The 12,912-nt window shown below is 65.7% G+C and carries 11 protein-coding genes and 1 pseudogene; 6 read left to right on the plus strand and 6 right to left on the minus strand.

Going from position 1 to position 12,912, the window contains the following annotated elements:
- Positions 1–91 precede the first annotated feature (91 nt).
- The 3 genes from ACT009_RS16875 to ACT009_RS16885 all read left to right on the plus strand — a co-directional run bounded on the left by ACT009_RS16875 (position 92) and on the right by ACT009_RS16885 (position 5,220).
- Positions 92–3,322, plus strand: a complete 3,231-nt coding sequence (locus tag ACT009_RS16875) for a TonB-dependent receptor (protein WP_445192206.1) — start codon at positions 92–94, stop codon at positions 3,320–3,322.
- Positions 3,323–3,544: 222 nt separating this feature from the next.
- Positions 3,545–3,706 carry a hypothetical protein gene (locus tag ACT009_RS16880; protein WP_445192207.1) on the plus strand — a complete coding sequence of 54 codons (162 nt, stop codon included), beginning with the start codon at positions 3,545–3,547 and terminating at the stop codon, positions 3,704–3,706.
- A gap of 95 nt (positions 3,707–3,801) precedes the next feature.
- Positions 3,802–5,220, plus strand: a complete 1,419-nt coding sequence (locus ACT009_RS16885; RefSeq protein WP_445192208.1) for a glucuronyl esterase domain-containing protein — start codon at positions 3,802–3,804, stop codon at positions 5,218–5,220.
- Between the two features lie 331 nt (positions 5,221–5,551).
- Here ACT009_RS16885 and ACT009_RS16890 read toward each other — a convergent pair.
- The 4 genes and pseudogenes from ACT009_RS16890 to ACT009_RS16905 form a co-directional block, all read right to left on the minus strand.
- Positions 5,552–5,887 (minus strand): annotated as a pseudogene (locus ACT009_RS16890) (LacI family transcriptional regulator); the annotation flags it as partial.
- Positions 5,788–6,456 (minus strand): DUF6445 family protein, encoded by a 669-nt coding sequence (locus ACT009_RS16895; protein ID WP_445192209.1) that lies wholly within the window; start codon positions 6,454–6,456, stop codon positions 5,788–5,790. The pseudogene ACT009_RS16890 and the gene ACT009_RS16895, both read right to left, overlap by 100 nt.
- Positions 6,457–6,471: 15 nt before the next feature.
- Positions 6,472–7,044, minus strand: coding sequence for an FKBP-type peptidyl-prolyl cis-trans isomerase (locus ACT009_RS16900; protein WP_445192210.1), 573 nt, complete (start codon positions 7,042–7,044; stop codon positions 6,472–6,474).
- A gap of 62 nt (positions 7,045–7,106) precedes the next feature.
- Positions 7,107–7,991, minus strand: coding sequence for an alpha/beta hydrolase family esterase (locus tag ACT009_RS16905; RefSeq protein WP_445192211.1), 885 nt, complete (start codon positions 7,989–7,991; stop codon positions 7,107–7,109).
- A 343-nt stretch (positions 7,992–8,334) separates the two neighbouring features.
- Between ACT009_RS16905 and ACT009_RS16910 the strand changes: the two genes are divergently transcribed.
- Positions 8,335–9,318 (plus strand): SPFH domain-containing protein, encoded by a 984-nt coding sequence (locus tag ACT009_RS16910; RefSeq protein ID WP_445192212.1) that lies wholly within the window; start codon positions 8,335–8,337, stop codon positions 9,316–9,318.
- A 9-nt stretch (positions 9,319–9,327) separates the two neighbouring features.
- Positions 9,328–10,221: a hypothetical protein gene (locus ACT009_RS16915; protein ID WP_445192213.1), complete on the plus strand. Its 894-nt coding sequence runs from the start codon at positions 9,328–9,330 to the stop codon at positions 10,219–10,221.
- Positions 10,222–10,318: 97 nt separating this feature from the next.
- Here the strand turns inward: ACT009_RS16915 and ACT009_RS16920 are convergent, their stop codons facing one another.
- A complete protein-coding gene (locus tag ACT009_RS16920; protein WP_445192214.1) occupies positions 10,319–11,134 on the minus strand; it encodes a transglutaminase-like domain-containing protein in 816 nt (271 codons plus the stop codon).
- Positions 11,134–12,063 carry a transglutaminase family protein gene (locus tag ACT009_RS16925; protein ID WP_445192215.1) on the minus strand — a complete coding sequence of 310 codons (930 nt, stop codon included), beginning with the start codon at positions 12,061–12,063 and terminating at the stop codon, positions 11,134–11,136. Before ACT009_RS16925 ends, ACT009_RS16920 begins: the two co-directional genes overlap by 1 nt.
- Here ACT009_RS16925 and ACT009_RS16930 point away from each other — a divergent pair.
- Positions 12,057–12,854 carry an N-formylglutamate amidohydrolase gene (locus ACT009_RS16930; RefSeq protein ID WP_445192216.1) on the plus strand — a complete coding sequence of 266 codons (798 nt, stop codon included), beginning with the start codon at positions 12,057–12,059 and terminating at the stop codon, positions 12,852–12,854. The genes ACT009_RS16925 and ACT009_RS16930 overlap by 7 nt on opposite strands.
- The last annotated feature ends 58 nt before the right edge of the window (positions 12,855–12,912 follow it).

The following is a 12,912-nucleotide window of genomic DNA, read 5'->3' on the forward strand; positions in this document are numbered from 1 at the left end:
AGTGGCAATTGACAATCTTTGCCGGCTCGGGTCAAGTTGCGATGTTACCGGGAACACTCGGGTGCCTACGGGCGATCACAGGGAGGATGAGATGGAGCTTTCGTCACGTCGGGTGCGCTCTGGCGCGTTGATCACCGCGGTGCTGCTGTGCGGCTCTGCCTGGCCTGCGCTGGCGCAGAGTTCGGAACAGGCCGTTCCGTCCGCGTCCGCCAACGCCACTTCTGAGGACCAGAGCGCGCCGACGGCGCAGGGTGCCGGCGCCACTCAGCCGACCCAGATCGACGATACCGCGCAAGCCCCCGCCGATCCATCGGCGACCGGCAACGGCGACATCGTCGTCACCGGTTACCGCGCCTCGCTGGAGAGCCAGGCCAATGCCAAGCGCGATTCCGTCGGCTTCACCGACACCATCTTCGCCGAGGACATCGGCAAGTTTCCCGACACCAACATCGCGGAATCGGTCAACCGCATCCCCGGCGTCACGATCGCGCGCGAGGTCACCGGCGAAGGATCGAACGTCGCGATCCGCGGGCTCGGCACCAACTTCACCCGCGTCCTGCTCAACGGCGCGCCGGTCGCGATCGCATCGGTGCGGTTCGACGCGCAGAGCACCAACCGCGAGGTGGATCTCGATCTGATCCCGACCGAGCTCTTCACCCAGCTGACCGTCAGCAAATCGCCGACCGCCAGCCAGGTCGAGGGCGGCGCCGCCGGCACCGTGAACCTGCGTTCCGCGCGTCCGTTCGACAACCCAAAGCCCTATGTCAGCTACGGCTTCCAGGGATCGAAGGTCAGCAAGGCCGACAAATGGGGCTATCGCGGCTATGCGCTGGCGAGCGCGACGTTCGGCGACTTCGGGCTGCTGATCGGCGGCGCGGCGGTCAAGAACCGGTTCCGGGTCGACGGCTTCGAGACCATCGGCTGGACCAACCCCAATCTGACGGCGGCGCAGCGCACCACCGGCACCCGCAACGGAACCGGCGGCGGCAACTTCACGATTCCGGGCACGGTGCCCGCCAACGCCGGCAACGGCCTGACCACCGGCACCGTGATCGACGAGGCGTTCCTGCTGGGTCGCAACCCCGGCGCGACGATCGACCAGATCGACAACGGCCTGCTACCGCGGCTCGGCCGGCCACGTACCGAGATCGGCGAGCGCACCCGCTATAACGGCCTCGCCTCGTTCGAATACCGGCCGAGCGACGCGTTCCATTTCTACGTCGACGGCATGTACGCCAAGCGCGAAACCGATTTCACGCGGACGTCGATGAACTGGGTGGTGCGGAACGGCGCCGCGATCCCGCTCAACACCACCTACGACAAGACCGATTGCACCGCCGGCTGCACCGTGACCGGGGGCACCTTCGCCAATTCGCAATTCTTCCTCGAATATCGTCCATACCGCGACCGTCAGGATTATTGGGGGGTCAATCCCGGCGCCGAATTCGTGATCAACGACTTCATCAAGGGCGACATCCAGGCGAACTACACAAAGAGCCATTTCCGTCGCGAAAGCCCGACGGTGCTGGTGATCACCCCGCCGAGCAGCGGCGTGACCGTCGATTACACCAACAACGGCGGCATCCCGACGATCGCCGCCAATATCGACCTCAACGATCCGGCGAATTTCGGTTGGGCCGGCGGCGGCCGCGTCAACCTCAACGGCGAGGAGCGCGACACCAAGACCAAGGGCATCCGCGGCAGCCTGCTGTTCGGCGACGAGAAGCGATTCAGCGTCCGCGTCGGTGGAGCTTTCGACGACACCAGCCGGCGGATCACGCCGTTCGACAACACCAATCCGTGGCAGGCGCTGATCTGCGGCAACAATCCGAACGTCGTGCTGCCCGGCCCCAACCGGCAGCCGATCTGCGACGGCGCCAACCTGCCCGGCACCGTCGCGCCCCCCGGCTACCCGACCTATGCCGCCTACGGCACCGGCTTCTCCGCCGGCGCGCCGCCGCTGGTGTATGGCGGCTCGGTGGTCCCGACCGCCGCGGTGCCGGGCTTCCTGCTGCCTGGCCCCGGCGGGTTCATCACCGTCGACTGGAACAAGTTCAAGGCCGCCACCAGCTACGATCAGCTGCTCGCCGGCGCCACCGAGACCGGTGCGGGCAGCAGCGGCGCCAATGGCGGCCTGATCCGCGAGAAGGTGACCGGCACCTTCGCCGAGATGAACGGCATCATCGACGTCGGCGACGACGATACGATCCGTTTGAACGGCGGCGTCCGCTATGTCCGCACCCAGCAGATCGTCGGTGGCCGCACCAGCATCCCCGATCCGCGCAATACTCGCGGTGGCGTGACCTGCCCCGGGGTCAGCCCGACCTTCGCGCTGGACGGCTCCTGCTATCCCGTGTTGACCAGCTTCACCACGACCAACCGGCTCTATTCCAACTTCCTGCCTTCTGCGAACGTGGCCTACAGCTTCGGTCGCAAGGCGGTGGCGCGGGCGTCGATTTCACGGACGTTGACGCGCCCCGATCCCAACCAGCTGTTGCCGGGCGCGAGCTTCGTGCAGCCGTCGGCGGATGTCGGGACGTTGGGCAACAACGCGCTCAATCCGTACCTGTCGGATAACATCGACCTGGGCTTCGAATATTACACCGGCGGCGAGGGGGTGATCGCGTTCGCGGCGTTCCGCAAGTCGATCACCGGGTTCACCGTCAACGGCATCAACACCGTGCCCTTTTCGACGCTGGAGCCGTTCGGCATCACCTTCGCGTCGCTGACCCAGGCGCAGCAGGACGCGCTGCGGGCGCGGGTCGCCGGCACCGGGGTGGCGCCGGAACAGGCGCTCATCCAGCTCCAGCAGCAGGTCAACGCCGACGGCAAGCTGAAGGTCAACGGGCTCGAATTCCAGCTGACCCAGCCGCTCGACTTCGTCACCCAGTATATCGGTGTCCGCGGCTTCGGCTTCCAAGGCAACCTCACCTTCATCGACCAAAAGGGCGAAGGCACCGGCGCACCGGCGATCGCGCTGGGCGTGGCGCCGACCACCTACACCGCGACCGGCTATTACGAAGGCCACGGCATCTCGGCCCGGCTTACCTACACCTACAACGAAGGCTCGCAGAACTCCGGCCTCAACCAAAACGGCATCCCCTCGGCGGCGATCTTCGGCCGTGATTACGGGCAGCTCGATTTTTCGGGGAACATCGATCTCGGCAAGATCCTCGACAACGATTACCTGCCGACGCTGGTGGTCAACGTCATCAACATCAACAAGGAAGCGCAGAGCAGCTACTTCCAATTCCCGAACGCGACCTTCAACGAGTATAATCCGGGTCGCACGGTTCTGGTGGGCGTCCGAGGGCGGTTCTGATCGAGGCCCGTCCCGCCTCCAGACGGGACGGGCACTTCTAGTCGAACCTGATCGGGAATTGGGTACTGCCTGAATTGTCACTATTTGGCTCGGAGCGTCACGCCGTATCGTGCCGGGGGGGGTTAGTTTACCGTCCGGCCCAGATACGCCGTTTCGCCAGCTCCCGACGGTGCCGCCAGCAGGGCCTGCGAGATGATATTGCGTTTGTCGTTGGCGTTGTTGGTGAATAGCGAGATGTCGGCTGATGAGGTGCCGTTGGCGGCTACTCACATCCTCATGCAGGGCAGCAATTCTTCTTGTACCGGCCTGCCAGCGGTCGACAGCTGGTTGATTTCGACGAACGACGTCGTTGCAGGCGACGCAGCGCTGGAGGGGTGGCTTTGAACGGCAAACGATACATCTCCGCAGTCGCGGGGACTCTTCTCGCATCGACGGCATGGGGTGCCGTTCCTTGGACGGCCGAGCAGGACCATGCCGACATGATGCGCCAGCTCGGCATCGTGCAGCTACACCCCGGCGCGAGCGGGGATCCGTCGGCGCCGGATCCGGCCAATTACGACCCGGCCAAGGCGGACCCCTATCCTGTGTGGCCCGACCTGCTGAAGATGGCGAACGGTCGACCCGTGACTAACGCGGCGATGTGGAAGCAGCAGCGGCGGCCCGAACTGATCGGCTTGTTCGAACGGGAGGTCTATGGCCGCATCCCTGCCGGCGTGCCGCGCGTGACATGGCGGATCGTCTCGGCGGATCACGAGTTTTTCGCGGGGAAGCCTGTCGTGGCGCAGCAGCTCGTCGGCCATGTCGACAATCGTGCCGCGCCGCTGATCGCGGTGGACATCCGGGCGACCCTGGTCCTGCCGGCCAAGGCGAACGGGCAAGTGCCCCTCTTGGTGATGTTCGCACCAGCGCGCTACCCGTCGCCGAGCCAACCTAAGGCGATCGAAGCGGCGCGGCTCGACGCGGCACTGAAGGCAGTCCTGATCACGCGCGATCCTTCCTTCGCGTCGGTCTTCGCCGCCCATCCGGGGTTTGAATTCGTCAAGCCCGGGGGCTTCGTCACACCGCCGCCGGACGACAGCCGGGTCACCGACCTGATCGCCGCCGGCTGGGGGGTGGCGCTGCTCGACACCGCCAGCATTCAGCCTGATGATGGCGCGGGGTTACGCGCGGGGATCATCGGTCTCGCCAACAAGGGTGCGCCCCGCACGCCCGAGCAGTGGGGCGCCCTGCGCGCGTGGGGGTGGGGCGCGAGCAGGCTGCTGGATTATCTTGAAACGCGCTCGGAAGTCGACGCGTTTCACGTCGGCATCGAAGGGGTTTCCCGTTGGGGGAAGGCGGCCCTGGTGACGGCCGCGTTCGACGAGCGCTTCGCGATGGTGCTGATCGGCTCGTCGGGCGAGGGCGGCGTCAAGCCGCACCGGCGCAATTTTGGTGAACAGGTCGAGAATCTCACGGGCACCGGCGGCTACCACTGGATGGCCGGCAACTTCCTTAAATATGGAACCGAGCAAGGACGCTTCGGGCGCAAGACGGCAGGCGATCTTCCTGTTGACTCGCACGAATTGTTGGCTCTTGTCGCGCCGCGACTGGCCTTTGTCAGTTATGGCGTGCCGGAGCAGGGTAATGCCAACTGGCTCGATCAGCAGGGTAGCTACATGGCGACGATCGCCGCCGGGCCTGCCTGGACGCTGCTCGGCAAGCACGATCTCGGCCGTGGCGACAATTTTCGAGAAGCGACAATGCCGCGCCAAGGCACCGACCTGCTCGACGGCGAACTCGCGTGGCGGCAACATGGCGGCGGCCACACCGATGCGCCGAACATGACGCACTTCATCGCCTGGGCAAATCGCAAGTTCGGCTACGCTAAAGGTGACGTGGGCGCGACCGCGAAGCATTGAAGGATGCGCTGAAGGGCTTCGGCTGAAGGTCGCAGCGAATGCCGTTCACTCGGGTGCTGAAAGCGCGGCCGTGAGAGTGAAGTGGCTTGCCGATGCCGGCAAACGCAGTCGTCTATGGTTCCGACGAGTCTAAATTGGCTTGAGAAGCGCGGAGCTTCGGCGGCTACGTTGACGGTGCGCACGTCGAGATGCGAACCACCAGTTGCGGGGGAACCACGACCGCCTCATGCCCGGCCGAGCCCCCGCCGAGATCGGCGATGATCAGGCTGACGGTGCGCCGTCACCTCAGCGATGGGCTGGGCGATGGCGGGGTGCGCCACTCGGATGATCGGGGTGTGCCCGAATGCGGCGGGGTCAAGATCACGCCGTCGGGCTGGAGCGCGGCGATCGCGGCGAGCAGCTCGCGCTCGATATGGTCGCCGTACGTGTCGACCAGCTCGACGATCAGCCGATAGCCATGTTCGGCGCAGGTCAGCATGCCGCCGAGCAGCATCTGGTCGACCCACTCGGTACCCTGTCGCGCGCGCCAGTCGGCGATGGTGCGTTTGCGGTCGTTGAGCGCGAGGATCAGATAGGAGCGCGATCCGCCGAGCCGCTGCGCCGCGATCGAAGGCACGTAACCGAGCTTGTCGATCGATGCCTGGACGCGCTGCGCCATCTCGAGCCGCTGGCGCTCGCGCCTTGCGTGTTGCCGCTGTTGCACCAAGGCCCGGCCGACCGCGTCGCGGTTTCCACGACGATGTAGCCCGCCGGGGGTGCGGCCTCTACTTCGCGACGTAGCGTATCGAAGAAGATCGGCGCTCGCGCCTCGTCGATCGTCTCGAACCCGGTCGCGCGGTGGCGGAAGAAGGCGGTGCCGCCACGGTTCGAGGCAGACAGGTAGTGCACCAGCGCGATGCGATCGCGGCCATAGGCGTCGACATGCGGCAGCCGCTGCCGGACATCGAGCGCATCCGGCGCGGTCGTGACGATCGAGAAGCGCGCATCGACGACGTGGATCCGTCTATACGATCCGAACTCCCGGCCCAGCGCCCGCGCGATCACCGGCAGTTGGTCGCGCAGATACCGATCCGGCAACGCCGCGCGGATGCCGGGATAGTGGTGACCTGCGGGATCGTAGGATCCGGCGATCGCGTCCGCGCGGAGAGCATCCGGGTTGGCGGCGAACCCGTCGATGACGACCAACGGCTCGCCTTCGCTGCCGATCCGCTGTCTGGTTACCGCATGGTCGGTCATTCAGCGGCTCCTGCGCTATGGCTTGGGCGGCGCGTCTTTCGCCGCCGCAGGATCCATGCTTTCGACCTCCGCCGCGGTCTTGAAGTCCAGCAACTCGACCTGGAAGACGAGATCGGAATTGGCAGGGATCGGCCCCGATGCCTGTGCGCCATACCCCAATGCCGCGGGGATGCAGAAGCGCGTCACACCGCCGCGCGCCATCGTCTGCAATCCTTGCGAGAACCCCGGGATCACCGCGTTTACGGGCAGGGGCGACCGCATGCCCTGATCGAACACCACCCCCGTCGCCGCAAGGTAGCCGATATAGTTTACCAGCACGACATCGCTCGCAGCCGGCTTGGCCCCTGAGCCGGGGCGCAGCGTCGTCGATCCCAGGCCGGACGCGGTCGTCGTTGCACACAGCCGCTGGCCGGCCGGCACCACCGGGTTCAGCGGCAGCGCGATGATCGCATTGTCCGTCTTCACCGAGGCGGGCGCCCGTGGCTTCTGTCGGGGCGTCGCCGCTCCCGCCGGCAGCAGGGCAATGGTCAGCGGCAGGGTCGCCGCGAGGAGGAGGAGGCGGGACGAGGTGTGCGAGATGAATGGCATGGGCTGGCTATATGCACGACTTGCGACAGGTGCCAATCCGGTCGCTCGACAAAGCTGCCGGATCATCGTGCATGGCGCGAAAAAAACGCCCACATCGCGTCGTTGTCGACGACCGACCAACTATGCTTTCCGCCACGTGTAACGCGCACCGCAACGGCGGCGCCCGCCGCGCAGCGGGCGTAGCCCTGTTCGTACACGCTCGCCGAAACCGCGCGCACATAGGATTCCGAACACCCGTTGAGCGTTGCCCAGCGTTGCAACGCCGCCGACTGCGAATATCGCCAGTACGGCGCGCCGCCGCCGTCGATCGGATTGGTCGTGTCGGCATTCCCGGCAAACGCCAGCACCGGTATCGGCACGGCTGGCCTGCACGTCGAAGGATCGACGCGGCTCGGATCGATCGTCGACGGGCGCCCCGCACGCAATCCCACGACCGGCGCGATCGCGGCGAAGCGGCGCGGCGCAACGCAGCCGAGCCAGGAAACCATCCGCCCGCCGCCGGAAAGCCCGGTTGCGTATACACGCCTCTTGTCGACGCATCCGCTCGCCACCAGCCGATCGACTAATCCCAGAAGATACGCAACGTCGTCGCGCGCATCCCGGGGAGGCAAAGCGCCGGTGACGGTCTGCACGCCCGGGATGTTCCACACGAACCCGCCCGGCGCCGCGATCCCGCCGTCTGGCGCGAAGACGATGAACCCGCGCCGATCGGCCGTCTGCGCAAGGCGGCTCTCGCGAAGCATGTCGGCGCCCGTGCTCGTGCTGCCGTGCAGCAGCAGCAGCAGCGGCATGGGCGCTGCGGAAGGCTCGACCGGCAAGTGAAGCGCTCCACGTTCGGGCAAGGTCGACAGCACCGCGGGGCGGCATTCGGCTAAGGCCGACGGCGTTGCGAAGCATGCGATGAGTGCAACAAGTAGCCGGGCAATAAGCATACGCCCGGTGTACAAGGTGAACGCGGCACTGCCTATTGGCACTTAACCGCTCTTCCGATTCGGGGGCTTTGTATCGTCAGAAGGGAACGGCGCGTCCTGAATTTCTCGTCGACGACGCCGTGTCCCATTGTTGGCGGCAAGTGACGTCAGAAATGCGCAAGTCTGACATTCGAGTTTATCAGCCTAGCCTTGGCCATCAAGGCCGGCAACGGTCCAAGCCGCGTTCGCATCTCGGCGCCCATCCTGCTTGTCAGGTCAGCGATGATCAGCGATGGCGTGGCCGTGCTCGGTTCGACGCACAGCGAGCAAGGCGGAACCCGGTCTGCGCTGTTTAATCCAAGCTTAGAGGAGCGTCGCGATGGCTTCGATCAAGAACCTGGGCTTCGTCGCGCAGCTGCGCAGCGATGCTAGCAACCACGTGATCCGCTATCGCAACGGCAAGATCCGGCAGAGCGGCCGCGGTCTGGTGTTCTGGTTTCGGCCGGAGACCGCCAGTATCGCGGAGCTGCCGATGGATGATCGCGAGATGGCGATCTTCGTGAAGGGGCGCAGCCAGGATTTCCAGTCGATCGCCATCCAGGGCGTTTTGACCTGGCACGTGGTCGATCCCGAGTTGCTCGCCGCGCGTGTCGATTTCAGCCTCGGACTGGTCACCGGCGCCTATAAGAGCGAGCCGATTCAGCGGATCGAGACGCGGCTGGCAGGGCTCGTCAACCAGGCCGCCCTGCAATATTTGGCGCAATCCCCGGTGCGCACGTTGCTCGATGCCGGGCCCGAGCCGCTACGCCATCAACTCGATGCGGTGCTCGCTGCCGACTCCGGCCTGGGCGAGATCGGCATCGCCGTAACCGCCGTCCGCCTGACCAACCTGGCGCCATCCAGCGAGTTGGAGCGGGCGCTGCAGACGCCGACCTTCGAAGCGTTGCAGCAGAAGGCGGATCAGGCGACCTTCGAACGTCGGGCGCTCGCGGTGGAGAAGGAGCGGGCGATCGCCGAGAACGAGCTTGCCAACCGGACCGAGCTGGCGCGGCGGGAAATGACCCTCATTACCCAGGAGGCGGAGAACGCACGCAACCGCGCGACCGGCCTGGCCGAGGCGCAGCAGGTCGAAGCATCGGCCGAGGCGGAGAGGATCCGTACCGTCGAGAGTGCCAAGGCGGAGACCGAACAGACCCGCATGATGATCTATCGCGATCTGCCGCCTTCGGTCATGCTGGGGCTCGCCGCGCGCGAGATGGCAGGCAAGCTCGACACGATCGAGCATCTGAACGTCACGCCGGACCTGCTCGCCACCGTCTTGGGTGCGTTCCGGCGCGAGGCCGCACCGCTCCCGCCGCGCTGACGCGGACCGATGGCGACGATCAGCCCGCGCGCGGTGTTCGTCACCCGCGAGACGGACTATGAATTGCTGCTGGCGCGGCACGCCACCCGCGGCCAGGCCAAATTCTTCCTGGAGACGCGCGGGCAGGACATCGACCTGCTCGAGGACCGACATCGTCGGCTTCATGCGACGGTTCAGGCGGGTCGTGCCGCCGCCCCGGCCGACTGGCGGCAGGCAGCGGTCTTGCGGGCGGACCTCGACCGGTTTCTGTTCGGTCCGGAGGACGTCATCGTGGTGGTGGGGCAGGACGGGCTGGTCGCCAACGTGGCCAAATATCTCGACGGCCAACCGGTGCTCGGCCTCAATCCTGCTCCAGACCTCTATGACGGCGTGCTCGTCCGGGTGCCGCTCGGCCGCTTGCCCGAACTCCTGCCCGCCAGCGTCGCTGGTGCCGCGCCTGCCGAGCGCCGCACGATGGTGGAGGCGCGGCTCGACACCGGCCAACGGCTGCTTGCGCTGAACGAGGTGTTCGTCGGCCACTATAGCCACCAGTCGGCGCGCTACCATATCGCGACACCCGATCATGCCGAGGACCATTCGTCGAGCGGGCTGATCGTGTCGTCGGGCACCGGCGCCACCGGGTGGGCCCGCTCGATCATGGAGGCAACGCATGAGGCCCTGCCGCTCGATCCGCAGGAGCGTGCGGTCGCCTTCTTCGTGCGCGAACCTTTTCCCAGCGTGGCGACGGGGACCGCCTTGCGCGCCGGCAAGCTGGACCAGGCGGGACTCCAGGTAACTTCCCGCATGAACGATGGCGGGGTGATCTTCGCCGACGGGATCGAGCAGGATTTCATCGCGTTCGATTGGGGGCAGGGTGTGACGCTAGGCCCTGCCGCGCAGACGCTGCATCTTATCGTGAGCTGATTCTAAACGACTTACTGCAGCAAGCCGGTACATGGCGTTGAAACCAGCAAGAACGCCGAGATTGCCAGGAAAGAGAGAGCGCTAAATTCCCCGGTGTTCAAGGCGCCACGTCGACCTCGTCGGTATGCACCTTGAAGCCGGTCAGCGTTGCCGGGCCGAAGACGGTGGTCAGCGCCGTATCGGTAGCGTCGCGTCCGCGGGCCATCAGGATGCGACCGATCCGCCGTTGATTGTGACGAGCGTCGAAAGTGTGCCAGGCGCCGCCCAGATAGACGTCGAACCAAGCCGAAAAGTCCATGGCGGCATCGCTCAACGGGACGCCGATGTCGCCGAGGTAGCCCGTGCAATAGCGGGCCGGAATGTTCATGCATCGGCACAGGGTCACGGCAAGGTGCGCGAAGTCGCGACAGACGCCTGAGCGCTCCTGATGCGCATCCCACGCCGTCTTGGTCGCGCGGGCATGGTGATAGCCGAACTCGATGTGGCGATACGTGAAGTCGACGATCGCCTGCACGCGCCCCCAGCCGGGGGGCACATGGCCGAACAGCGACCAGGCCGTCTCGGACAGGCGATCGGTCTCGCAGTAGCGGCTACCGAGAAGGTACACGAGAATGTCGTCGGGCAGATCCTCGATCGCGTGCTGCACCGCGTCCGGAGCATGGGCGTCGGGCAGACCATCGTCTTCGATCGCGAAGTCGCACGAGAGGGTCAGCCCGCCCGGTGGGACGATGACGCGCGTGCAGACGTTTCCGAACGCATCGAGATAATCGTAGATCGGGATCTCGGGGGACGCGACGATGCGGTGGGCACTGCGCAGGTCCTTGTTTCGGGACGGATGGATGCTGAGCATCGTCATCATCGGAACCGACACTTCCGTATCGTAGCGGATGTCGAAGCCGGCTCGGATCAGCATCAGGCAGGTTCCTCCATCATGGTTCCCGCAGGCGCGGCATGGTCGATCTGGGTCGGTGCGGTGTCGACGACGACGGCGACGTCCATGTCGATGAAGCTGCCGGGAAAGCCGCTCCAGGTTCCCGAGATCGGCACCGCTTGGTAGATGTCGCGCGCGATCGCGACCCTGATCAGTCCGCGGCTGCCGATGATGCCGTTGGTAGGATCGAATTCGACCCAGCCGGAGCCCGGCAGGTATACCCGCACCCAGGCATGCGTGTTGCCGCCGCCGACCACCCCCGACGATCTGCCCGAGCCGGCCGGATCGTATACGTAGCCCGATACGAAGCGTGCCGCGAAGCCGAGCGCGCGTACCGCCTCGATCATCAGCATGGCATAGTCGCGGCACGTGCCCTTGCGGCGGCTCAGCGTCTCGATCGGCGTCTGCGTACCCTTCTCAGCGCGCGGGACATAGGTGAACTCGCGTCGGATCGCGGTCGTCATCTCGGTCAGCAGCGCCAGCGTGTCGGTGCGCCCATCCTGCAGGAAGCGTCGTGCCCAGCCGTCGATCTGCCGCAGTGGATCCAGGTGCTGGCGCTCGATCGAGCGCAGTAGGTCGGGCATGTCCTCCGACGAATAGGTAAAGGGATAGCTCCTGGCGTAATCCTCGATATCGACGTGCTCGATTTCCGCCGGGGCGTGGTGCAGATGGATGCGGCTGTCGAACGACAGTCGCGTCGCTTGCCGATCGAAGGTTGCGATCGCGACGGAGTTACCGAACACGTCCTGCAACCAGCGCAATTCGACGGGCTCGGGATCGATGTGCAGGGTGGCTGCAAGCAGGTGTTGATCGTAGCTTTCGCGCGGGCGAACCATGATGCGATGTTCGCCGAAGGAGACCGGCTGCCTGTACGTATAGGTCGTGACGTGCGAGAGGTTCAGGAATGGCATCGAACGGTCATGGCCTTGTGCCTCCGCTTCTCACCGCTGCCGATCCGGCACCGGTGACTTTCCTCAACCCGGACGGGTCGTCGCCGTTTCTTCTCATCGGCGATCACGCCGGCAATGTCATCCCTTCTTCGCTTGGCGATATGGGGCTGGCCGATGCCGATCGCACGCGGCACATAGCGTGGGACATCGGCGTCGCGGGTCTGGGTGCTCTGCTCGCCCCCTTGCTGGACGCAACCTTCATCAGCCAGACCTATTCGCGGCTCGTGGTCGACTGCAATCGGGCGCCGACCGCGGCGGACGCAATGCCGTCGGCCAGCGATGCCACCGCGATCCCGGCCAATATGGGGTTGAACGACTTCGATCGCGCGGCGCGGATCGCCGCGATCCACGAACCCTATCAACAAGCGATCGCCGCCGTGATCTCACGGCGCGCCGCTGCCGGCCGACAAACGATACTGGTGTCTCTCCACAGCTTCACGCCCGCGCTTCGCGACGGCACACCGCGTCCGTGGGAGGTCGGCGTGTTGCACGATGGCGGCGATCCGCGTTTTGCGGTCGGATTGCTCGATCGACTGCGCGCCGATGACGCGCTGACGGTCGGTGATAACGAGCCGTATCGCATGGACCTGATCGACTACACGGTTCCGCTCCACGCGTATGAGCGGCGGCTACCCTATGCCGAGCTGGAAGTCCGGCAGGATCTGATCGCAACGGGCGACGGTCAACGAAGGTGGGCCGACCTTCTAGGTTCGGCGCTGCTGCAAACCGTTCGCCAGTATCGAAGCTTTTAGCGCGCCGGGGTCGTGTCCTGTCTAGCGCACCGGGACGCTTGCCGTAGCCGCGATTACC

It is taken from the genome of Sphingomonas sp. Tas61C01 (genome assembly GCF_052567495.1).

Coding starts and splice junctions, on each gene's coding strand:
- ACT009_RS16925 (WP_445192215.1), bottom strand. CDS start 12,063: ATGCCATTCCTGAACCTCTCGCACGTCACGACCTATACGTACAGGCAG.
- ACT009_RS16875 (WP_445192206.1), top strand. CDS start 92: ATGGAGCTTTCGTCACGTCGGGTGCGCTCTGGCGCGTTGATCACCGCG.
- ACT009_RS16930 (WP_445192216.1), top strand. CDS start 12,057: ATGGCATCGAACGGTCATGGCCTTGTGCCTCCGCTTCTCACCGCTGCC.
- ACT009_RS16920 (WP_445192214.1), bottom strand. CDS start 11,134: ATGCTGATCCGAGCCGGCTTCGACATCCGCTACGATACGGAAGTGTCG.
- ACT009_RS16915 (WP_445192213.1), top strand. CDS start 9,328: ATGGCGACGATCAGCCCGCGCGCGGTGTTCGTCACCCGCGAGACGGAC.
- ACT009_RS16900 (WP_445192210.1), bottom strand. CDS start 7,044: ATGCCATTCATCTCGCACACCTCGTCCCGCCTCCTCCTCCTCGCGGCG.
- ACT009_RS16910 (WP_445192212.1), top strand. CDS start 8,335: ATGGCTTCGATCAAGAACCTGGGCTTCGTCGCGCAGCTGCGCAGCGAT.
- ACT009_RS16885 (WP_445192208.1), top strand. CDS start 3,802: ATGATGCGCCAGCTCGGCATCGTGCAGCTACACCCCGGCGCGAGCGGG.
- ACT009_RS16895 (WP_445192209.1), bottom strand. CDS start 6,456: ATGACCGACCATGCGGTAACCAGACAGCGGATCGGCAGCGAAGGCGAG.